19 protein-coding genes and 1 tRNA gene are annotated in these 21,645 nt (G+C 47.9%); 15 read left to right on the top strand and 5 right to left on the bottom strand.

Going from position 1 to position 21,645, the window contains the following annotated elements; translation table 11 throughout:
* From tusD to punR, 3 genes are all read right to left on the bottom strand, one after another.
* Window positions 1–390, bottom strand: a complete 390-nt coding sequence (tusD, locus tag HG547_RS17135) for a sulfurtransferase complex subunit TusD (RefSeq protein ID WP_169548550.1) — start codon at window positions 388–390, stop codon at window positions 1–3.
* 59 nt (window positions 391–449) lie between these two features.
* Complete coding sequence (locus HG547_RS17130; protein ID WP_037418955.1) at window positions 450–1,109, bottom strand: Bax inhibitor-1/YccA family protein; 660 nt, start codon at window positions 1,107–1,109, stop codon at window positions 450–452.
* Window positions 1,110–1,368: 259 nt separating this feature from the next.
* Window positions 1,369–2,271, bottom strand: a complete 903-nt coding sequence (gene punR, locus HG547_RS17125; RefSeq protein ID WP_037418958.1) for a DNA-binding transcriptional activator PunR — start codon at window positions 2,269–2,271, stop codon at window positions 1,369–1,371.
* Window positions 2,272–2,386: 115 nt separating this feature from the next.
* On the opposite strand from punR, the gene punC reads away from it, so the two are divergent.
* Together punC and HG547_RS17115 are read left to right on the top strand one after the other, a co-directional pair.
* Window positions 2,387–3,658, top strand: coding sequence for a purine nucleoside transporter PunC (gene punC / locus HG547_RS17120; RefSeq protein WP_099458090.1), 1,272 nt, complete (start codon window positions 2,387–2,389; stop codon window positions 3,656–3,658).
* A gap of 80 nt (window positions 3,659–3,738) precedes the next feature.
* Window positions 3,739–3,829: transfer RNA gene (locus HG547_RS17115), tRNA-Ser, on the top strand.
* Between the two features lie 593 nt (window positions 3,830–4,422).
* Here the strand turns inward: HG547_RS17115 and HG547_RS17110 are convergent.
* On the bottom strand, window positions 4,423–4,953 hold the full coding sequence (locus tag HG547_RS17110; RefSeq protein WP_047536292.1) for a hypothetical protein: 531 nt from the start codon (window positions 4,951–4,953) through the stop codon (window positions 4,423–4,425).
* A 367-nt stretch (window positions 4,954–5,320) separates the two neighbouring features.
* Between HG547_RS17110 and HG547_RS17105 the strand changes: the two genes are divergently transcribed.
* From HG547_RS17105 to HG547_RS17085, 5 genes are all read left to right on the top strand, one after another.
* Window positions 5,321–6,994 carry a ribulokinase gene (locus HG547_RS17105; RefSeq protein WP_169548514.1) on the top strand — a complete coding sequence of 558 codons (1,674 nt, stop codon included), beginning with the start codon at window positions 5,321–5,323 and terminating at the stop codon, window positions 6,992–6,994.
* A 1-nt stretch (window position 6,995) separates the two neighbouring features.
* Window positions 6,996–7,691 carry an L-ribulose-5-phosphate 4-epimerase gene (locus HG547_RS17100; RefSeq protein ID WP_011626173.1) on the top strand — a complete coding sequence of 232 codons (696 nt, stop codon included), beginning with the start codon at window positions 6,996–6,998 and terminating at the stop codon, window positions 7,689–7,691.
* Window positions 7,692–7,729: 38 nt separating this feature from the next.
* Window positions 7,730–9,232, top strand: a complete 1,503-nt coding sequence (araA, locus tag HG547_RS17095; protein WP_169548513.1) for an L-arabinose isomerase — start codon at window positions 7,730–7,732, stop codon at window positions 9,230–9,232.
* A gap of 76 nt (window positions 9,233–9,308) precedes the next feature.
* A complete protein-coding gene (locus tag HG547_RS17090; RefSeq protein ID WP_169548512.1) occupies window positions 9,309–9,917 on the top strand; it encodes a beta-phosphoglucomutase family hydrolase in 609 nt (202 codons plus the stop codon).
* A 235-nt stretch (window positions 9,918–10,152) separates the two neighbouring features.
* The gene (locus HG547_RS17085) at window positions 10,153–10,869 is read left to right on the top strand and encodes a FadR/GntR family transcriptional regulator (RefSeq protein ID WP_169548511.1); all 717 of its coding nucleotides are present in this window, start codon (window positions 10,153–10,155) and stop codon (window positions 10,867–10,869) included.
* Between the two features lie 93 nt (window positions 10,870–10,962).
* Here HG547_RS17085 and HG547_RS17080 read toward each other — a convergent pair whose 3' ends face one another.
* Window positions 10,963–11,922 (bottom strand): glycoside hydrolase family 43 protein, encoded by a 960-nt coding sequence (locus tag HG547_RS17080; protein ID WP_169548510.1) that lies wholly within the window; start codon window positions 11,920–11,922, stop codon window positions 10,963–10,965.
* Window positions 11,923–12,108: 186 nt separating this feature from the next.
* Here HG547_RS17080 and HG547_RS17075 point away from each other — a divergent pair, with 186 nt between their 5' ends.
* From HG547_RS17075 to HG547_RS17040, 8 genes are all read left to right on the top strand, one after another.
* Window positions 12,109–13,842, top strand: coding sequence for an IlvD/Edd family dehydratase (locus HG547_RS17075; RefSeq protein ID WP_169548509.1), 1,734 nt, complete (start codon window positions 12,109–12,111; stop codon window positions 13,840–13,842).
* A 60-nt stretch (window positions 13,843–13,902) separates the two neighbouring features.
* A complete protein-coding gene (locus HG547_RS17070) occupies window positions 13,903–14,673 on the top strand; it encodes an SDR family oxidoreductase (RefSeq protein ID WP_169548508.1) in 771 nt (256 codons plus the stop codon).
* Window positions 14,674–14,753: 80 nt separating this feature from the next.
* Window positions 14,754–15,809, top strand: a complete 1,056-nt coding sequence (locus tag HG547_RS17065) for an aldose epimerase family protein (RefSeq protein WP_169548507.1) — start codon at window positions 14,754–14,756, stop codon at window positions 15,807–15,809.
* A gap of 98 nt (window positions 15,810–15,907) precedes the next feature.
* The gene (locus tag HG547_RS17060) at window positions 15,908–16,849 is read left to right on the top strand and encodes an ABC transporter substrate-binding protein (protein WP_144346532.1); all 942 of its coding nucleotides are present in this window, start codon (window positions 15,908–15,910) and stop codon (window positions 16,847–16,849) included.
* 29 nt (window positions 16,850–16,878) lie between these two features.
* The gene (locus HG547_RS17055) at window positions 16,879–18,378 is read left to right on the top strand and encodes a sugar ABC transporter ATP-binding protein (RefSeq protein WP_169548506.1); all 1,500 of its coding nucleotides are present in this window, start codon (window positions 16,879–16,881) and stop codon (window positions 18,376–18,378) included.
* Complete coding sequence (locus HG547_RS17050; RefSeq protein WP_169548505.1) at window positions 18,379–19,566, top strand: ABC transporter permease; 1,188 nt, start codon at window positions 18,379–18,381, stop codon at window positions 19,564–19,566. It abuts the gene before it with no gap.
* Window positions 19,563–20,525: a galactofuranose ABC transporter, permease protein YjfF gene (yjfF, locus tag HG547_RS17045; protein ID WP_169548504.1), complete on the top strand. Its 963-nt coding sequence runs from the start codon at window positions 19,563–19,565 to the stop codon at window positions 20,523–20,525. Before HG547_RS17050 ends, yjfF begins: the two co-directional genes overlap by 4 nt.
* Window positions 20,500–21,633, top strand: a complete 1,134-nt coding sequence (locus tag HG547_RS17040) for a family 43 glycosylhydrolase (RefSeq protein ID WP_169548503.1) — start codon at window positions 20,500–20,502, stop codon at window positions 21,631–21,633. Before yjfF ends, HG547_RS17040 begins: the two co-directional genes overlap by 26 nt.
* The last annotated feature ends 12 nt before the right edge of the window (window positions 21,634–21,645 follow it).

Raw genomic sequence — 21,645 nt, 5'->3', positions numbered from 1 at the left:
TTAAAAGCAGATCAAACGATCGGCTGATTCAATTCCCGTGACCAGTTCACCCAGTCCACCCATAATAAAAGAACGTTCAACATTCCAGTGGCTTAGCCCGTTTTCCTTCGCCTCTTGCTGCGAGACGATGCCGCGCCGTAATGCCGCTGAGACACAGTTCACTAACGAGACTTGATGCTCGGCCGCCAATTGTTTCCAGCCTTTAACCACATCATATTCATCGGATGCGGGTAAGTTAAAGTCCGTGGAGTTATACACGCCATCCTGATAGAAAAACACGCAGACAATCTCATGTCCGCTTTGCAGGGAGGCTTGGGTGAAACGTAGGGCATTCACACTTGCCGACGTGCCATAGGCTGGCCCGTTTACTTGGATAATAAATTTGCTCATCATAAAAAAAATGGCCCTAAAATTAGGGCCATTTTAGCGTAAGTTTCCCGAAAAGGGGATTAATCATCGTTACCAATGCCAAGCAAATGCAAAATGGCAATAAACAGGTTTAAAAAGTCCAGATACAAGGAGATCGTGGCGCGGATATAGTTAGTCTCGCCACCATTCACGATACGGCTAGTATCGAACAGGATAAAGCCGGTCATTAACAGCGCAAGACCTGCGTTAATCGCCATAAAGGCAACGCTGTTACCCACGAAAATGTTAATCAGCGCAGCGGCGATCACCACAATTAATCCTGCGAACAAGAACCCACGTAGGAAAGAGAAATCTTTCTTAGTCGTTACCGCATAGGCAGAGAGCGCAATAAAGATAACCGACGTTAAACCAAGAGCTTGCATGATAAGCTCAGAGCCATTCGTCATACCAGCATAGTGGTTAAGCATGTAACCTAATGATGCGCCTTCCATACCGGTAAAGGCAAAAACCCAGAAGATGCCTGCCGCTGAATCGGCTTTGCGTAAGGTTACAAATAGCAGTACTAAACCGCCGATAGATAAACCGAGTGACATCAGTGGGCTGATGTTGAGCGCCATCGCTAAGCCTGCACACAATGCAGAAAAGGCGAGGGTCATGGCCAGTAACAGATAAGTGTTTTTAAGAAGTTTATTCACTTCTAAGGTGGATGCACTCGTTGAGTACAGGGTTTGCTGAGTCATATCTTTCTCCATTAGCTTTTGAATCCAAACTGATCATTTTGATTTTTAACGGGCACGAGAGTTCCCATTAATCTCGCAAATCCAGTAATCCTGTTTGCATAGTAACTAAAACAGCGCTTGGCTTAAAGGATTCACGCCACAAATAACAAGTTGTAAAGGCTGATTTTTCTGTGTTATCTGATGATTCAGCCGTATTTCGTTACAACAGTGCAACACAAAGACTTTAAAACAAGCTTAATCCTGTGATCATACGGCAATATTACGCCAGCCATTCACGGTGTAATTTATCGGTATCGCCTAAATAATCCAGCACCCAGGCGAGGGCGGGCGACATTTTGTCGGCATTCCAAGCCAGACAGCAGGGGCTGGTCAGCTTAGGATTCTCAAGCTGTTTTTCGACCAAGGCGCCAGCTTTGATAAAGACGCTGGCCAAATGAACTGGCATATAGCCAATGCCGAGGCCCTCTCTAAAACAGTTAATCGCGCGGATCCAATCTGGCACCACGAGTCTGCGCTGATTCTCCAATAACCAGGTCATGCGTTTCGGAATTTCCCGCGAAGTATCTTCCAAACAGATGGAGGGAAAGGGGCGCAATTCATCGTCGGTTAAAGGTCGATCAATATTGGCTAAGGGATGGTTTTTACTCACCAAAAACGCCCATTGAATATCGCCCATGTCTTTATATTGGTATACGCCACCTACGGGAATGGCGGTGGTTGCACCAATGGCGATATCACTTCGACCGGTCGCAAGCGCCTCCCACACCCCGTTAAAGACCTCGATGCGGATGATAAGCTCAATATCATGGAAATGACGGTAAAAGTCGGCGATTAATACGCTAATTCTGTCCGCGCGGACTATGTTATCTAAGGCGATAGACAGTGTGGGTTGCCAACCATTTGCCACACGTTGAGTGCCACGTTTCATCTCATCCATTTGAGTCAGCAAGTTTCTGGCTTGCTTAACAAAATGCTCTCCCGCAGGGGTTAAGGTCACGCTGCGGTGGTGGCGCTCAAATAACACTACGCCAAGTTCTTCTTCGATTTGCTTAACGGCATAACTGACCGCTGAAGGGACCTTGTGCAGTCGATTGGCTGCCGCCGTAAAACTCCCCACCCGGGCCACGATATCAATGAGTTCTAACGCTTGTTCCGAGAGCATAGCTGACATCCATTGTGATGAAAATAATTGATAGCATCTGTCAAAAATAAACGTTTCCAATCAAATTAACAAGTATTTAGACTGCACGCCTTAAGTCTTTTGACATGATTATTTTATGAAAACATCTAGTAATATCTTTGTAAATATGAAGTTTTTTATATTCTTATTCTATTTGGCCTTGTTAAGCATGTTAGGCTTTATTGCCACAGACATGTATTTACCTGCTTTCAAAGCAATTGAAAGTTCGTTCAATTCTTCACCTTCACAAGTGGCGATGTCGCTCACCTGTTTCTTGGCTGGTTTAGCCTTAGGGCAGCTGATTTATGGCCCTTTGGTCAGTAAACTCGGCAAACGTTATGCCCTGATCTTCGGCCTTGGCATTTTTGCCGCGTCCAGTGTTGCAATTGCCAATAGCGACTCGATACTGATGTTGAATATCGCTCGATTCTTCCAAGCCATTGGCGCCTGTAGTGCTGGCGTTATTTGGCAAGCGATTGTGGTCGAACAGTATGATGCCGAAAAAGCTCAGGGGATCTTCAGCAATATTATGCCGTTAGTGGCATTGTCACCCGCATTAGCCCCAATCCTTGGCGCTTATATTCTGAACGATTTTGGATGGCGTGCAATCTTTATCTCATTGTGTGTGATTGCCTTTTTATTGGTGCTGATGACCTTATACTTCGTGCCGAGCCATGCAGCGCATCAGGATGCTAAGCCAAGCGCAGTTTCCTACAAGCAGATTTTGAAAAATACCCGTTATTTAGGTAACGTAGTGATTTTTGGTGCGTGTTCAGGTGCGTTCTTTGCCTACTTGACGGTATGGCCGATTGTGATGGAGCAGCATGGCTATCAAGCAACCGAAATTGGCCTTAGCTTTATTCCGCAAACCATCATGTTTATTGTGGGCGGATACGCGAGTAAGTTATTGATAAAACGTATTGGTGCCGACCGTACACTCAACGTATTATTGGCAATGTTTGGACTCTGTGTTATCTCAATTGTATTTTTCACCTTATTAATGAAGATGGAAACTATTTTCCCACTGCTGATTTCGTTCTCGATACTTGCAGCGGCGAACGGGGCGATTTATCCCATCGTCGTGAACAGCGCCTTGCAACAATTTACCCAAAATGCGGCTAAAGCGGCAGGATTACAGAACTTTTTGCAAATCACTATCGCCTTTGGCGCCTCAAGCTTAGTCGCTCTCTGGGCAAGTTCGGGAGAAGTTGCCATAGGTTGGGCCATTTTGAGCTGTTCATTAGTGGTGATCTTGGGTTACTTGTTAAAAACCGAACAAACATGGGCCGATTTTGCCAAACACTTTACTGCGCCGGATCCAGCTCGCCTTGGGATCAATGTGGATAAGAAGCAAAATCAAGCAGATTGAATGTAATACGAGCAGTTAGCGCAAAATTATCAGTTAGTGCTTTACAGTCAGTAAACTAACTTATATCATGCGCATCGTTCGGAGGGGTGGCAGAGTGGTTTAATGCACCGGTCTTGAAAACCGGCGTGGGTTTATAGCCCACCCAGGGTTCAAATCCCTGCTCCTCCGCCATATTCTACGGAAAAGCCATCAGCAATGATGGCTTTTTTGTTTTTGGAATTTCGAAAGTTGAACCCTAGGGTTCCTAATTCTAAGCGCAGCTCCTTGGCAATATTCCACAGATGAACTATCTGTAGTGATGGTTTTTCTGTTTTTGGAATTTCGGGAGTTGAACCCGAGGGTTCCTAACGCTAACCGCAGTTCCACCACCAAATTCAGTCAAAAAGGCCGCTAATGACTTAGCGGCCTTTTTCTTTCGCAATAGATTTAATTTCCCATTAGCTAGGGCGTGTTGACGTTTCGAGATTAAATTTTGTTCGTTCTGGCAAGCACGTGCTCGCGAAACGAGGAATGATGTGTATTCTACTCAAATGACGAGCGGCTCTTATGACAGAAAGTAAGAGCAAGGGCTTGCCAGACGAACCCTTCGGGCAGCATTTGGCTGGCTTTTCTGCCGCGTTATCGTCCGTTTATGTAGAATAACTACACTGCACGGACTTTGCCTTGCATAAAAGCCAGCCACATTGCTGCAAAAATAACCCTGAAACGTCAACACGCCCTAGGATTTTCAAATAGCAAAGCAGCTTAGGATAAGTAAGGCTAGGCTAAGTGAGCTTATGCCTGATAAGACTTAGCGCAAAAGCTTCATAGGCAGGAACCGTTTCATTCCCCACCCATGTACTGTAGATGCAGGCGGGTTCGCTCAATATGAGTCCAAGAGCATCAACATAGTCGGCGCCGTTGACCACCAAGAACTGCTTTTTATAGGGCAACAACACCATCTGCGGTGATTGCTTTAAAAAAGCCTGCGCCTCATCAAAACCGCTGAACCAGTGATTGAGCAAGGTATCGCAGCGCCTGCTATGGAATAGGGTACCTAAGTCTTCACCGATGTGTGCTTGTCCCGATAACACTCTTTGACAGTGATTAAAATCAGTAAAACCGAGCTCACGAGCCAATAGGCTTTGGCAATGCTTAAGCTGAATATCCTGTTGCGTAAAACCTTGCTTATTCATCAAGGGGGCGAATTTATCCAGCGCCATTGCATCACCAGCGTGGCAGGCTTTAAGGCGCTTTTTAGCGAGGATTTTGACTTCAGTTAAGGCGCGTGCTGCTGGGGTAATTTGTTGTATCACAAACAATTCTCCTAAGTTTTATTGGCATCTCCGCTAAGCCAAACCTAATCAATTGTTGTGTCATACATTTGATGCGTACATCGAGATATGAGTCAGAGTGATGTCATCTTCTGCGGATAGGTGTCTCTGCAACCTGGCGCCATTATTCGACTTCTTACCGTTTGAGTCAAGCTAAGCGCAGCTTAGTTTTCCACACTCTTCCTCGCCTAATCGTTACATGCTCAGCCTTAATGTTAAAAATTTTATCACCCAACAACTAAAATCATATTGTATTACTATTATCTCGTAGTATTATTGTAGTATGAAATGATATTCACTCTACCTGCGTAAACCGAATAGGGCGCAGACAAAATGAATGGGGATGCAAATGTCGAATGTTTTAGGGGCTTACGCGTTAGGGCTTGATTACGGCTCTGATTCAGTACGCGCGTTATTGGTGGATACCCAAACGGGCGCAGAAGTAGCAACCAATGTGGTGTACTACCCACGTTGGAAGAAGGGGCTGTTTTGTGAGCCCGCGAAGAATCAATTTAGACAACATCCCCTCGATTACATCGAAAGCCTTATCGAGGTAGTGCAAGGATTATGGGCAAAAGCCCCCAGTGGCGCCGCGCAAAGAGTCTGCGGGTTGAGTGTTGATACCACAGGTTCAACTCCCATTGCCGTCGACGAATCTGGCGTTGCCTTAGCCTTAAAACCAGAGTTTGCGAATAACCCCAATGCCATGTTTTTGCTTTGGAAAGATCACAGCGCGATTCTCGAAGCTCAGCAAATTACCGCCGCAGCAAACAATGCAAGCGAAAATTACTTGAAATATGAAGGAGGGATTTATTCCTCTGAATGGTTTTGGGCCAAAGCACTATTCGTACTGCGCCATGACAGCGCGGTAAGGCAAGCCGCCTACAGCTGGGTCGAGCACTGTGATTGGATCACCGCATTAATGACTGGCACCACACATCCAAAAGTCTTTAAGGCTGGGCGCTGCGCCGCCGGCCATAAAGTGATGTGGCACGAGTCATGGAATGGCTATCCACCGAATGACTTTTTCGTTGGTATCGACCCTTTACTCGATGGATTGAGAGACAAGTTACCGCTTGAAACCTGCACATCCGACAAGGTTTGTGGTCAGTTAACCCCTGAGTGGGCACAGCATTTAGGGCTATCGACCGAGGTTATCGTGTCTTTTGGCTCATTCGACTGCCACGCGGGCGCCGTTGGGGCCAATGTTAAGCCCGGCGTATTAACTAAGGTGATGGGGACCTCAACCTGCGACATTACCGTCGCCAGTTATGAAGATATTGGAGAGCGTTGTATCAAAGGGATTTGCGGTCAGGTCGATGGTTCCGTATTGCCCGGCATGATTGGTCTTGAAGCGGGTCAGTCCGCCTTTGGCGATCTTTACGCTTGGTTTAGGGATCTCACCGCATGGCCAATGCAACAGCTTGACACTTCAGCGCTGTTTGATGACGACACCAGAGCCAAACTTATTCAGCAACTCGAGGCCGAAACCTTAACCGTGCTGGGCAATGCGGCCGCGAAAATCCCCGTTGGGGAGACCGGTATTGTCGCGCTGGATTGGATTAATGGACGTCGCACGCCCGATGCCGACCAATCTGTTGCCATGGCTATCACAGGCTTAACCATGGGCAGCCAAGCACCGCAAGTCTTCAAAGCCTTAGTGGAAGCCAGCGCCTATGGCGCACTGGCCATTATCGAGCGCTTCAAACAAGAAGGCGTTTGCATTGACCATGTGGTCACCATTGGTGGGATCTCGAAAAAATCCGACTTCATTATGCAAACCTGCGCCGATGTGTGGAATTGCAATATCGACGTACTCGAGAGCGAACAAAGCTGTGCCCTCGGCGCCGCCATTTATGCCGCAACCGCAGCCGGGGTTTATCCCGATGTGTTGAGTGCCCAAGCCGCAATGGCCTCAAGCGTTGCGAAAACCTATCAACCGAATCCTGAAAACGCACAGAAATATCAAGCGCTTTATCAAGCGTACTTAGCCCTTGGCCACTATGTTGATGGAGCAAAATAAGATGTCTTTTTTAGAGCTAAAACGCGAAGTCTACGAAGCCAACATGGAGCTTGAGAAACGCAAACTGGTGACTTACACCTTTGGCAACGTTTCACAAATTGACCGTCAACTGGGCGTGATTGGTATCAAGCCCAGCGGCGTGCCCTATGAAGATTTGAAGGTTGAAGACATTGTGATTGTTGACCTTGAGAATCAAATCGTCGAAGGGCGCATGCGTCCTTCATCCGATACCAAGACGCACACCTATTTGTATCGTCAGTGGCAGAGTATTGGTGGCATTACCCATACCCATTCAACCTATGCCACCGCGTGGGCGCAGGCGCAGATCGCGATTCCCTGCTTAGGCACGACACAGGCCGATTATGTGTACGGTGAAATTCCATGCACAGCAGTGATGCGCAATGATCAGATAAGCCGCGACTACGAAGAAGAAACCGGCGTGCAGATCCTCGATTGTTTTGCCGACCGAGATCCCAACGAGTCGCCCATGGTGATAGTGGCAGGCCACGCGCCGTTCACTTGGGGCGCGAATGCGGCTAAATCTGTGTACCACGCCGTGTTGCTCGAAGAAATCGCGCGGATGGCATATCTCACCAAAACATTATCACCAGGTATCAGTCAGTTAAAACAAGAGCTTATTGATAAGCACTATTTGCGTAAGCATGGAAAAGACGCTTATTACGGCCAAAGCAAGTAATTGCCAGTCGGGTCTCATTTCAAACTAGAGAGAGTAATATGAAAGCCTTCAAACAAAAACAAGTGTGGTTTATCACGGGTTCGCAGGATTTATACGGCCCGAAAGTATTAGAGCAAGTCGCTAAAAACAGTGAGCAAATTGTTCATGGCTTTAATGAATCATCCGCCATTTCCATCGAAGTGGTGTATAAGCCAACCGTCAAATCCCCACGGGAAATTCACGCCGTATGCCAAGCGGCCAACAGCGATGAAAACTGTGTTGGCGTTATTCTGTGGATGCACACTTTCTCTCCTGCCAAGATGTGGATTGCAGGCCTTAATGAATTAAGCAAGCCATTCATGCACTTACACACGCAGTTCAATGCTGAGCTCCCTTGGAGCGAAATCAACATGAACTACATGAACACCCACCAAAGTGCTCACGGTTGCCGCGAATTTGGTTTTATCGGCACTCGTATGCGTAAAGAGCGCAAAGTGGTTGTGGGTCACTGGCAATCGAGCGATGTACAGGCACAAATCGATGATTGGTGCCGCGCAGCGGCGGGTTGGCATGAGAGCCAAAACCTGCGTATTGCCCGCTTTGGCGACAACATGCGTCAAGTGGCCGTAACCGAAGGCGACAAAGTTGCCGCACAAATTCAATTCGGTTACGAAGTGCACGCCTACAGCTTAGGTGAACTCAATGAAGCGATTGCAGCCATTGCCGAAGGTGATGTAACCGCACAACTCGACCGTTACGCCAGCGAATACCAAGTGGGTAACGAGCTATTTGGCGATGAATACCAATTAGACCGTTTAAGAAAAGAAGCCAAGATTGAACTCGGCTTAACCCAATTCTTAACCCAAGGCGGATTTGGTGCCTTTACCAACTGCTTCGAAAACCTGACCGGTATGACAGGATTACCGGGACTGGCTACCCAACGTCTGATGGCGAACGGTTTCGGTTACGGCGGCGAAGGCGACTGGAAAACGGCTGCCATGGTGCGCATCATGAAGGTGATGGGCCAAGGCCGTACCGGTGGTACTTCATTTATGGAAGACTACACCTATAACTTTGGCGCGACTGACCAAGTTCTTGGCGCCCACATGTTAGAAGTGTGCCCATCGATTGCTGCTGCAAAACCGCGTTTAGAAGTTCACCGCCACACCATTGGTGTGCGTTGTGACGTGCCACGTCTGTTATTCACAGGTAAAGCTGGCCCAGCAATCAACGTATCGACTATCGATTTAGGCAACCGTTTCCGTATCATTCTCAATGAATTAGATACAGTGACACCACCACAGGATCTGCCAAATCTGCCTGTCGCGTCTGCACTGTGGGAGCCTCGTCCGAATTTAGCGGTTGCCGCCGCTGCTTGGATCCACGCCGGTGGTGCTCACCACTCGGCTTATAGCCAAGCTATCACGACGGATCAGATTGTCGACTTTGCTGAAATGGCCGGTGCTGAGCTGGTTATCATCGATGCCGACACTAAGATTCGCGAGTTTAAGAATGAGCTTCGCCAAAATTCCGTTTATTACGGTTTAGCAAGAGGTTTATAATTCTCGCACAGCAATAAAGCCGCCTTCGGGCGGCTTTCATTTTTCTGGCACCATTCATTTCATAGGGTTAACACAGATGTATACAGAATTTGACGGCATTATCTTCGATATGGATGGCACCTTAGTCGACAGCGGTCAGTTGCATGAGCAGGCATGGCGACAAACCTTGAATCACTTTGGGATCCCGGTAGAGCCTGCACTGATGCGCTCGTTAGCGGGCGTGCCCACCATTGGCACCTTAGAGATTCTGATCGCCCATTTTGGCGTCACGCCAACGGCCAGTTGCGAGGCCATGAACGAGTATAAAGAAGCCCTAGTGCGCGACACTATGCATTTATATGTGAAACCGACAGCATTAGCCGAATTTGCCAAGCATAATCAGGGCAAACGCCCAATGGCGGTCGGCACAGGCGCCTACACAGAGGAAGCCATTCAAATCTTAACCCTGTGTGGCTTGCTGGAGTTGGTGGACCATGTAGTGGGGGCTGACCAAGTCGATTCGCCCAAACCGGCTCCGGATACTTTTTTACGCTGCGCTGAGCTGATGGGCATAGCGCCAGAGCGCTGTATCGTATTTGAAGATGCGAAGGCGGGCATCCAAGCCGCCGAAGCTGCGGGGATGTTTGTGGTCGATGTGCATGCCGAATTACAGATTGAAAATGACTATTTCCTAGGCGCTCAGTAGCCGTTGCGAGCTTGTCCAATCACTGGCTAAAACGCAAAATTAGGCTTTACAATGTAAAAGTTTGGGGTAAGGTAGGGACAGTAAGTTTGAGGAAATTCCCATAAATTCTTAGCGTTAACAAAATTTTTATTACCTTTATCAGGAAAGGTAGTATCATAACATTTGTTTATCAGCGTTAAGCACCTTATCCAGCTGATTGGATTGAGCACAGAGATAGAGAGTTAAAGAGGGCACTATGGCAAATCAGGCAAATAACCGTCCGCAGAATATCCATAACTGGGTGGCAAGCGAATTAGGTTCTCGCATTGTGGGCGGCTTTTATGCGCCAGGTGAATATATCCCTAATGAAAATGCTATCTGTGAAGAGCTGGAAGTGTCACGCACCTCCTTAAGGGAAGCCTTTAAGGTGCTCACAGCAAAAGGGCTTATCGAGTCTCGCCCTAAGCTTGGCACCCGCATTCGTGAGCGTCGCCACTGGAATATGTTTGATCCGGTGATCTTAAACTGGTTTTCCCAATCGAAACCTTCACCCGAGTTTTATACTTCGCTCTATGAAATTCGTGCCGTATTTGAACCCGCTGCGGCGGAACTGGCTGCCAAGAAACGCACCCCAGAGCAGCTTGAGGTGATTGCGGCTGCTTATGCCAAGATGGAAGCGGCCGAATTAGGTACGGATGAAGTGTATACCTCGGATATCGATTTCCATATGGCGATTTTGGATGCGACCAATAACGAGTTTATGGTCTCACTCGGCGTGTCGATTCAATCTGCGCTGCTCGAAATCTTTAGACTCAGTAGCACAATTCAGGATGACTTTATCCAATCACTCCCAGGCCATAAGGCCATTTATACTGCGATTGCCGCAGGGGACAGTGAAGTCGCGAAAGCCGAGATGAATAAATTACTCTCGACGTCTCAAGATACAGTGCATAAAAATATCGTGCGTAAATAACGGCTTGCTTAAATTTTTAACGCCGCTTTACTGCAAATAAAAAAGGTGAACTTAGGTTCACCTTTTTTACTTTAGAGCGAGTAAAAAATAGGATTACTGCGGCTCGTTGATGCCTTCGCTTGTCATATGAATACGCTGTAGGGTGCCATCGGCATTGTAATGCAGCGGGTCAATTGCGACTGAACGTCTAAACTCACCGCCGCCATCCTGCGAGGAGCCGGTATGATAGATAAAGTAGGATTTACCTTTAAATTCAATGATTGCTTGATGGTTTGTCGGCGAGTTACCCGCCACTTCATTTAAGATACCTTGGTACTTCCACGGCCCCTGAATGCTATCACTGGTCGCATAGGCAATTTTTTCAGGGAAGCCTGAAGCGTATGAAAGATAATAGGTTTTATCTTTTTTATGTACCCAGAGTGCTTCGGTAAAGTTTGGAATATCAATCGAGTGAATTGGGCCATCGAGTTCAATCATGTTGGCTTTTAACTTGGCAAATCTTGGCTTAGTGTTGCCCCAAAACAGATAGGCTTGCTTGTCATCATCGATAAAAACAGCAGGATCGATATCATCCCAATCAATCTCAGTATCTGTGGTCATATCATTGGTGATAAGGGCGCTGCCGCGGGCATCCTTGAAGGGGCCGAGTGGACTATCTGCAACCGCGACACCTATGGCAAAACCATTGATTTTGTTGTGCCTTGCCGTGACATACCAGTAAAACTTACCATCCTTCTCAATCACATGGCTGGCCCATGCATCTCCTTTTGCCCAGCTGAAATCCTTCACCGATAACTTGCTGCCGTGGGCCGTCCAGTTGTGCATATCCTTAGAGCTAAAAACCAGCCAGTCATGCATTTCGAAGAAGGTGTGATTATCCTTTGCAACATCATGGCCTGTGTAAAGATACACGGTATCTTGATGCACTATGGCCGCAGGATCGGCGGTAAATACATCCGTAAACAAAGGGTTAGCAGCAATTGCCTCTGTACTGGCCGTGGTGATCAATGCCAAACAAGCACTCACACAAATACTAGAAAATGCCTTTTTCATACTTCCTCTATTGTTTTTTGATATTTTAGTATTATAGTAATACCAATACTTTTACGTGCTAGCAATATTAAAGTACAAATTGTTAACTCAGGGCATAAAGGTGCACCAACTCTCTGATAGTCGACCGTAATGCTGCTAATTGAATATGTCGGGCAGGGCACGTGCTTTGGAAAACGAAGGTGTCATATGAATAATAAAAAACCGAAAACACTTCGTTCGGCAAGCTGGTTTGGTAGTGATGATAAAAATGGCTTTATGTACCGCAGTTGGATGAAAAACCAAGGCATACCAGAGCATCACTTTCAAAATAAGCCTGTGATTGGTATTTGTAATACCTGGTCAGAATTGACGCCCTGCAATGGTCACCTGCGGGAACTGGCCCAAAGAGTAAAGAATGGCATTCGGGAAGCGGGTGGCATTCCGGTGGAGTTCCCCGTGTTTTCAAATGGCGAGTCCAATTTGCGCCCTAGCGCCATGTTAACGCGTAACCTTGCGGCTATGGACACGGAAGAAGCCATTCGTGGCAATCCCATCGACGGTGTTGTGCTGTTAGTAGGCTGCGATAAAACGACTCCGGCTTTATTGATGGGCGCGGCCAGTTGTGATTTACCGACGATAGTCGTCACGGGTGGTCCCATGCTCAATGGTAAGCATAAGGGCAAGGATGTCGGTTCGGGCACACTCGTGTGGGAACTGCATCAAGAATATAAAGCAGGCAACATCAGCCTCGCCGCATTTATGAATGCCGAAGCGGATATGTCACGCTCAACGGGCACCTGTAACACTATGGGTACGGCATCGACTATGGCCTGTATGGTGGAAACCCTCGGCGTGAGTTTGCCACACAATGCCGCCATTCCTGCGGTGGATTCTCGCCGCCAAGTGTTGGCCCATATGTCGGGAATGCGAATTGTGGACATGGTCAAAGAGGATTTGACCTTAAGTAAAATTTTAAGCCGTGATGCTTTTATCAATGCCATCAAAGTCAATGCTGCCATTGGTGGTTCAACTAACGCCGTTATCCATTTAAAGGCCATTGCCGGCAGGATAGGAGTTGATCTGTCACTGGATGACTGGCGCCATGGTTACACTGTACCGACCATAGTGAATCTTAAGCCTTCGGGTCAGTACTTAATGGAAGACTTTTACTACGCAGGTGGCCTGCCAGTAGTATTAAGGCAGCTGTTTGAGCATGATTTACTGAGCAAAAACACGCTCACCGTCAATGCCGCTAGCCTCTGGGACAATGTTAAAGAGGCGCCTTGTTATAACCAAGAGGTGATCATGTCACTTGAAAATCCCTTGGTCGAAAATGGTGGCATTCGCGTACTGCGCGGCAATCTCGCGCCTCGCGGCGCAGTGATCAAGCCCTCCGCCGCCAGCGCGCACTTGATGCAACACCGTGGTAAAGCGGTCGTGTTTGAAAGTTTTGACGATTACAACGCTCGCATTGGCGATCCTGAACTGGATATTGATGAAAACAGCATTATGGTGCTTAAAAACTGTGGCCCTAAAGGATATCCGGGCATGGCTGAGGTTGGCAATATGGGATTGCCACCTAAGCTGCTGAAAAAAGGAATTAAAGATATTGTAAGGATTTCCGATGCACGCATGAGTGGCACCGCCTTTGGTACCGTTGTTCTCCATGTTGCGCCAGAAGCGCAGGCACTCGGGCCGCTCGCCGCAGTACAAAATGGTGACATGATAGCGCTCGATACCTATGCAGGGATATTACAGCTGGAGATCAGCGATCAAGAGTTACAGGCGCGCCTAGCAAAACTCGCGGCGGTGAAATCCATTCCTGTGAATGGTGGCTATCTCTCGCTTTTTAAGGAGCATGTGCTCCAAGCGGATGAGGGATGTGATTTTGATTTTCTCGTAGGATGTCGAGGTGCAGAGATACCCGCACATTCCCATTAAATATGAACTCGTTTTCTTTTATAATGAAACCAAATAATTATTTTAATAAAAGGTTGAGTTATGAAGTTGACTAATCAATACCCGAGTTTACAAGGTAAGACCATTTTTATTAGTGGCGGTGGTACGGGTATTGGGGCTTGCTTAGTACGGTCTTTTTTAGAGCAGGGCGCTAAGGTGGCATTTGTCGACATTTTAGTTGAGGAGTCGACTCAACTTGTCGCAGGCCTTAACCACACTCTACCTGACGCTAGCGTGAAGTTTTATCACTGTGATTTAGTCGATGTGACGGCACTGAAAAGCGTGATTACTCAGGTGGAAGACGATTTAGGCCCTATCTCGGTATTGATTAACAATGCCGCGTGCGATGAAAGGCATAGCATAGATGAAGTCACGCCAGAATATTGGGACCAATGCTTAAATACCAATTTGCGGCACTACTTTTTTGCCATACAAGCGGTAAGGCCGCAAATGCAGCGGCTTGGAGGGGGTTCTGTTATCAATTTTGGCTCGATGAGTTGGCACAATCGTCAAGCGGGAATGGCGGGATATACGGCCTCAAAAGCTGGTGTCATGGGCTTAACTCGAGGTTTAGCCGCCGATTTAGGCAAAGATAAAATCCGGATTAATACCTTAACGCCGGGTTGGGTGATGACAAAACGTCAACTCACACACTGGGTAGATAAAGATACGGCAAAACATATCGAAAATAACCAATGTATTAAAGAATATGTAATGCCCGAAGATATTGCTGCTATGGCGTTATTTTTAGCAGCAGATGATAGCAAACTCTGCACCGCACAAAATTTTATTGTCGATGGTGGTTGGATTTAAATATCACAATAAAATTTCAGTTCATTGAATAATGAGGTGAGTGCTGAGTTTATTTTTAAATAAAAGGTAAAGCACTCACCATGCAACTCTCCGTCTCTAAAAAAAATGTAGAACATGCCGCATTTGCGGATGAATTACAATTAGTCACGCTTACCAATAGCCACGGGCTTGAAGTGGTTCTGTCAAATTACGGCGCTAGCATTTGGTCGGTAAAACTTTATGGCAAAGATGAGCAACCTATTTCATTAAGTCTTGGCTATCAAGATATTAAAGATTGGGCGACTAATCCCTATTATTTTGGTATTACCGCCGGCCGTGTTGCGAATCGTATTGGTAAAGCACAATTTCCTTTAGCAGGTAAAACGATTCAATTAGTCGCCAACGAAGGCAATAACCAATTTCACGGCGGTCCTAAAGGATTAAGCCATTGCACTTGGCAGGTTGAGACTTTGCAGGATAGTGACAGTGTAGCGGCGGTTTTCAGCATTACCAGTCCCGATGGCGATCAAGGATTTCCGGGTAATCTTGCCATTAAGCTAGAATACCGCCTCAATGAAAACAATGAATTAATCCTAAGTTATCACGCCACTTGCGATCAAACCACACCCGTCTGTTTAACCAATCATGCCTACTGGAATCTTGCCTCAAACAAACAGCAAGGCATTTTAGGGCACGAACTCTCCATTCAAGCCAGCCATTTCCTGGCGCTCGATAATGAACAGATCCCGACGGGTGAATTAATCTTAGTCGACGATGGCGCTTACGATTTCAAACAACCGAAGCTAATTGCCACGGATATTAAGCAATTAACTAATGGTTATGATCATTATTTTGTGATGGATAGAAATCCAGACAATAAAAACAGTTTGCAGACTATTGCGGTGTTAAAAGATCCGCTTTCTGGCCGAGAACTCGAAATTAGTACCACAGAAGTCGGCGTGCAATTTTACAGCGGTAACTTTCTCGATGGCAGCCATATTGATGATGAAGGTTATAGCATTAATCAATTCCATGGCCTGTGTTTAGAAACCCACGGTTATCCGAATGCGGTGAACATTGACCATTTCCCGAGTGTCATGCTTGAGGCAAATACTCAATATCAACAAATTACGGTACATAAGTTTAAGAATATTTAATTCAATCAAGGCGAAATAACATTTATTTGTACGAGTTAGCCTGCTGTTAACAGCAGGCTAGGGGATCTCTGTTACCTAAAATTATAAAGGGAATAATAATGAAACATAATAAAATCATTACCGCATTGGGATTATGGGCTGTCAGTGCTACTTGTGCCTACGCCACCACGGTGGGCTTTTCACAGGTTGGCTCCGAGAGTGGTTGGCGTACCAGCTTTAGCGAAGCGGTCAAGGCCGAAGCCAAACAGCGTGGCATCGATTTAAAATTTGCCGACGCTCAGCAAAAACAAGAGAACCAAATCAAAGCCGTGCGTAGCTTTATCGCCCAAGGCGTGGATGCCATTATCATCGCGCCCGTGGTGGAAACAGGCTGGAAGCCAGTGCTGAGAGAAGCGAAACGCGCCAACATCCCTGTGGTGATAGTAGACCGTAATATTAAGGTCGATGATGATTCCCTATTCCTCACCCGTATTGCCTCCGACTTTACCGAAGAAGGCCGCAAGATTGGCCAATGGCTCATGGATAAAACCCAAGGCAACTGTGATATCGCAGAATTACAGGGCACAGTCGGGGCAACCGCAGCGATTGATCGCGCCACTGGTTTTAACCAAGTGATTGCCAATTATCCCAATGCCAAGATTGTTCGCAGCCAAACCGGCGAATTTACCCGTGCTAAGGGTAAGGAAGTGATGGAAGGTTTCCTCAAGGCCCAAAACGGTCAACCACTGTGCGCCGTGTGGGCGCATAACGATGAAATGGCCCTCGGCGCCGTGCAAGCCATTAAAGAAGCGGGTTTAAAACCGGGCAAAGATATTCTGATCGTCTCCGTGGACGGTGTCCCCGATTACTTTAAGGCGATGGCCGATGGTGATGTCAATGCCACGGTTGAGCTTAGCCCATACTTAGGCGGCCCTGCATTTGATGCTATCGATGCGTACCTGAAGGGTAACAAGGAGCAGCCTAAGCTTATCAGCACCACGGGTGACGTATTTACCCAAGAAACCGCTGCCGCCGAGTACGAAAAGCGTCGCCAGCAATAGTCAGATTGACGCTTTCTTGGGGAATAGCTATGAGCCTTATTTTAGAACTCAAGCAGATCAGTAAGCACTATCCGGGCGTAAAAGCCCTTGAGGATGTGAGTTTGCGGTTATTTGCGGGGGAAGTTCACGCCCTGCTCGGCGAAAACGGTGCGGGTAAATCGACGCTGGTGAAAGTGATGACAGGCGCCCAGTCAAAAGATATGGGCGACATCCTCTTTCTTGGCGAGCCGCAGCATTTCAACACACCGATGGATGCGCAAAAGGCGGGGATCAGCACGGTTTATCAGGAGGTGAACCTAGTGCCTAACCTGACCGTGGCACAAAATTTGTTCCTTGGTTACGAACCGCGCCGTCTTGGGCTGATCCATTTTAAAAAAATGTATGCCAACGCACGGGCCGTGTTAACCCAGTTCAAGCTGGATATCGATGTTAGCGCGCCGCTGTCGGACTATTCCATCGCGGTGCAACAACTCATTGCCATCGCCCGCGGTGTTGCCATGTCGGCCAAGGTATTAGTGCTCGATGAGCCTACGGCTAGCTTAGATGCCAAAGAAGTCCAAGTGCTATTTGGGATCTTAAACCAGCTCAAAGCCAAGGGTGTGGCTATTGTTTTTATCACACACTTCCTCGATCAGGTTTATCAGATAAGCGATCGCATTACCGTGCTGCGTAATGGGCGATTTATCGGCGAATATCTGACGGCCGAATTACCACAGCCTAAGCTGATTGAAGCTATGCTCGGGCGCTCACTGCAGGAGCAATTGGTCGATAAGCAGGAAAAGGAACGCACGGTTGCCAGCGCCGATGCGGTGTTGTTATCCCTTGAAGGTGTGTCGGTGAAAGGCTCGATTCAATCGATGAATCTTACCGTACCTAAGGGGCAGGCGGTCGGGCTTGCGGGTCTTTTAGGATCGGGGCGCAGCGAAGTCTGCAACGCGGTATTTGGGCTGGATTTAGTCGATAGCGGCAGTATTCATTTGGCGGGGCAGAAACTCAAGCTGTCGCAACCCGTGGATGCGATCAGCGCCGGGATCGCCCTGTGCCCTGAAGATCGTAAGATTGACGGCATTATCGGCCCTTTGTCTATCCGTGAAAACATCATACTCGCGCTGCAAGCGCGTATCGGTTGGTGGCGTTATTTATCTAAAGCTCGGCAGCAGGAAATTGCCCAGTTCTTTATCGATAAATTACAGATTGCGACACCAGACGCAGATAAACCCATAGAGCAATTAAGTGGCGGTAATCAGCAAAAGGTTATCCTCGCGCGTTGGTTAGCCATAGAGCCGATTTTATTGGTACTGGATGAGCCGACCCGTGGCATCGATATTGGTGCCCACGCTGAAATCGTCAAGCTTATCAGAAGCCTGTGTGATGACGGCATGTCACTATTGGTCGCATCGTCCGAGCTTGATGAGCTTGTGGCCTTTTCAAATAAAGTCGTGGTGCTACGCGACAGATATGCAGTACGTGAACTTTCAGGCGCGGAACTGACCTCGCAACATGTAATGCAAGCGATTGCGGAGGGATAAATGAAAAACTCTGTCCAAACCCTATCGACCGAATCATTTTCGCCTGAGTCGAACTCATCTGAGCGACAACCACGGATGCAGGAAAGCCACAAGACCATGGTTCAAGAAAAAAGCGCCCGTTACCAAGCGGGCAAGTCGACCTCCATTGGTCGATACCTCTGGCCACTATTGGCCTTAAGTATTCTGTTACTTGCCAATCTGTTCATTGACAGCAGTTTCTTCAATATCAGCTATCAAGACGACAGACTCTATGGCTCCTTGATTGATATCTTAAATCGCAGTGCACCCGTGGCGCTGCTCTCCATTGGCATGAGCCTCGTGATTGCCACTGGCGGAATCGACCTGTCGGTTGGTGCCGTGATGGCGATTGCGGGCGCGGTTTGCGCCAATCTACTGTTAGTGCCGGATTTAAGCTTAGTCATCGTCATTGCTGCGGGCTTAAGCGTTGGGCTCTTAGCTGGTTGTATTAATGGTGGTCTGGTGAGTTTCTTAGGCATTCAACCGATTGTCGCAACCTTGTTGCTTATGGTGGCAGGGCGCGGTGTTGCTCAGCTTATCAACCAAGGGCAAATTATCACCTTCCAGCACCCAGGCTTTGCCGCTATTGGCGTAGGCCAGTTTTTAGGCCTGCCGATGCCAGTGTGGATTGTGATTGGGATGCTGATCTTTAGCCAATTACTGCTACGTAAAACCGCCTTAGGGCTGTTTATCGAAGCGGTAGGCTGTAATGCCAAGGCGAGTCGTTACCTTGGGATCAACGATAAATCCATCAAACTGTTCGCCTATGCCATTGCGGGTCTGTGCGCGGCGTTGGCCGGCATGATCAGCACCGCCGATATCCAAGGTTCAGATGCGAATAATGCCGGACTGTGGCTTGAGCTCGATGCCATATTAGCAGTGGTTATTGGCGGCGCCGCACTCACGGGCGGGCGTTTCTCCTTGATTCTGTCGGTCGTCGGCGCGCTGATCATCCAGACCTTAGCGACCACGATTATCGTCAGTGGATTACCCGCTAAATTTAACTTGCTGATCAAGGCCATCGTTATCCTGACCGTACTGCTGTTGCAATCGGCTAAATTTAGGCGCCAATTGTCGGCGCTGTTCACAACCAAGCGCCAAACGGATGCCAAACCAGTAGAAAAGGGCACAAGCGCAAAAGCCAGTACAGCAACAGGAGAAAAACCATGATAGCAAGACGTTTTATCCCGCTGTGGATCACCGCCTCATTGCTGCTGACGATGTTTCTGGTCGGCACCTTTCAGTTTGACGGTTTTGCCAGCGGCCGAGTAGTCACCAACCTGTTGCGTGACAATGCGTTTTTACTTATCACCGCATTAGGCATGACCTTAGTGATTATCTCCGGGGGCATTGATCTTTCGGTTGGCGCCGTCATCGCCTTAAGTGGGGTTGTCAGCAGTTTATTGATCACTGAGTACCAGTGGCATCCATTGTTGGCCTTTGCGGTTATCTTGCCCCTTGGCACGCTGTTTGGCGCACTCATGGGCACTATTATCCATGTGTATAAGTTGCAGCCTTTTATCGTGACGCTTGCGGGCATGTTCCTTGCGCGGGGCTTAGCGACGACGCTCAGCGAAGAGTCGATTGCCATTGACCATCCATTTTACGATGCGGTGGCCGAGATGAGCATTGCACTACCAGGCAATGCTGCGCTCGATTTAAGCTCACTGATCTTTATTCTGTTTTTTGTGATTATCGCCATTGTGATGCATTACAGCCGTTTCGGCACCAATGTGTATGCCATTGGTGGCAATCAACATTCTGCTGAACTAATGGGGATTTCCATCGCGAAAACCACTATCAGTATTTACGCCATCAGTAGCTTTCTGGCAACGCTGGCGGGCATTGTCTTTACCTTTTACACCTTTTCTGGCTATGCGCTTGGCGCCATTGGCGTCGAACTGGATGCTATTGCGGCCGTGGTCATTGGTGGTACGTTACTGACGGGCGGCAGTGGATTTGTGGTCGGCACTGTACTTGGAGTGATTTTGATGGGGGTGATCCAAACTTATATCACCTTCGATGGCAGCTTAAGCAGTTGGTGGACCAAGATTGTTATCGGACTCTTATTGTTCTTTTTCATCCTATTACAGAAACTCTTGAATGGACGCAAAAAACAACATGGATAATCGTCAACCTAACCTGTCGGTCTTTCGGCGCTTGCCTTTGACCTGTGGCTTACTCGCCGCATTGGCACTGCCATTAGCGCAAGCCGTGCCTGTGCTTGAGATTAGCCGCGCACAATCCCACAGCGCCACAGCGCAAGCCCTCGATGCGAATGCGCCCTTTATCGAGAGAAGGGCTGATCCTTGGGTGATCCGCGATGATGACGGCAGTTACTACTTTATTGCCTCTGTGCCTGAGTTTGACCGCATCGAACTTCGCCACGCAAAAACCATCGACGGTTTACGCCAAGCAACACCTAAAACCCTGTGGCGCAAGCATGAAACTGGCCCTATGAGTATCGATATTTGGGCGCCTGAGCTGCACAAAATCGATGGTCGATGGTATATCTATTTTGCGGCCAGCAATAAGGATGTGCGTTTTCATAACCGCATGTTTGTCTTAGGACTCGAGGGTGACTCGCCGATGACGGGGCAGTGGCAGGAGCTTGGCAAATTGCAATCGGCGCAGGATGCCTTCTCCCTCGATGCGACCAGCTTTAGCCTGAAGGGCGAGCGATATTTTATTTGGGCGCAGCAGGACAAAGCCAAGCGTTACAACACTGGTTTAGTGATTGCCAAAATGCTATCACCGACTCAACTCTCTGATAACGAAACCATTATCAGCGAGCCCTTATTGGATTGGGAGCGTTTAGGCTTTAAAGTCAACGAAGGCGCTGCGGTGTTGGTTAAAAACGGTAAGGTCTTCGTGACTTATTCCGCCAGTGCCACAGACGACCGTTATGCCATGGGGCTATTATGGGCCGATGAAAATGCCGATTTACTCGATCCCAAGAGTTGGCATAAATCGGTAAACCCTATCTTTACCACAGAGGCAAACCTAATGCGTTTTGGTCCTGGCCATAATAGTTTTGTGCTGGCAGAGGATGGTAAAACCGAGCTGATGTTTTACCATGCACGTAATTACCTTGAGCTGCAGGGGACACCATTGACCGACGGCAATCGGCACACTTACTACCGCGCCATTCGCTGGTCGGCGGACGGTTTTCCAGTATTTGATAATCAGCACAGCGATAACCAAACCCTGCATCAGCAAGACACGCAATCCCGCTAAATAAGCGAAATG

It is taken from the genome of Shewanella sp. DNRA4, assembly GCF_012843185.1.
GTDB lineage: Bacteria > Pseudomonadota > Gammaproteobacteria > Enterobacterales > Shewanellaceae > Shewanella > Shewanella xiamenensis.
This window is presented reverse-complemented; position numbering and strand designations above follow the sequence as displayed.

Excerpts from the sequence above, each read along its gene's own strand:
- HG547_RS17090 (WP_169548512.1), top strand. The coding sequence starts at position 9,309 with ATGTATACAGAATTTGACGGCATTATCTTCGATATGGATGGCACCTTA.
- HG547_RS17085 (WP_169548511.1), top strand. The coding sequence starts at position 10,153 with ATGGCAAATCAGGCAAATAACCGTCCGCAGAATATCCATAACTGGGTG.
- HG547_RS17075 (WP_169548509.1), top strand. The coding sequence starts at position 12,109 with ATGAATAATAAAAAACCGAAAACACTTCGTTCGGCAAGCTGGTTTGGT.
- HG547_RS17130 (WP_037418955.1), bottom strand. The coding sequence starts at position 1,109 with ATGACTCAGCAAACCCTGTACTCAACGAGTGCATCCACCTTAGAAGTG.
- punR (WP_037418958.1), bottom strand. The coding sequence starts at position 2,271 with ATGCTCTCGGAACAAGCGTTAGAACTCATTGATATCGTGGCCCGGGTG.
- HG547_RS17070 (WP_169548508.1), top strand. The coding sequence starts at position 13,903 with ATGAAGTTGACTAATCAATACCCGAGTTTACAAGGTAAGACCATTTTT.
- araA (WP_169548513.1), top strand. The coding sequence starts at position 7,730 with ATGAAAGCCTTCAAACAAAAACAAGTGTGGTTTATCACGGGTTCGCAG.
- HG547_RS17105 (WP_169548514.1), top strand. The coding sequence starts at position 5,321 with ATGTCGAATGTTTTAGGGGCTTACGCGTTAGGGCTTGATTACGGCTCT.
- tusD (WP_169548550.1), bottom strand. The coding sequence starts at position 390 with ATGAGCAAATTTATTATCCAAGTAAACGGGCCAGCCTATGGCACGTCG.
- HG547_RS17050 (WP_169548505.1), top strand. The coding sequence starts at position 18,379 with ATGAAAAACTCTGTCCAAACCCTATCGACCGAATCATTTTCGCCTGAG.
- HG547_RS17100 (WP_011626173.1), top strand. The coding sequence starts at position 6,996 with ATGTCTTTTTTAGAGCTAAAACGCGAAGTCTACGAAGCCAACATGGAG.
- yjfF (WP_169548504.1), top strand. The coding sequence starts at position 19,563 with ATGATAGCAAGACGTTTTATCCCGCTGTGGATCACCGCCTCATTGCTG.
- HG547_RS17040 (WP_169548503.1), top strand. The coding sequence starts at position 20,500 with ATGGACGCAAAAAACAACATGGATAATCGTCAACCTAACCTGTCGGTC.
- HG547_RS17055 (WP_169548506.1), top strand. The coding sequence starts at position 16,879 with ATGAGCCTTATTTTAGAACTCAAGCAGATCAGTAAGCACTATCCGGGC.
- HG547_RS17080 (WP_169548510.1), bottom strand. The coding sequence starts at position 11,922 with ATGAAAAAGGCATTTTCTAGTATTTGTGTGAGTGCTTGTTTGGCATTG.
- punC (WP_099458090.1), top strand. The coding sequence starts at position 2,387 with ATGAAAACATCTAGTAATATCTTTGTAAATATGAAGTTTTTTATATTC.
- HG547_RS17060 (WP_144346532.1), top strand. The coding sequence starts at position 15,908 with ATGAAACATAATAAAATCATTACCGCATTGGGATTATGGGCTGTCAGT.
- HG547_RS17065 (WP_169548507.1), top strand. The coding sequence starts at position 14,754 with ATGCAACTCTCCGTCTCTAAAAAAAATGTAGAACATGCCGCATTTGCG.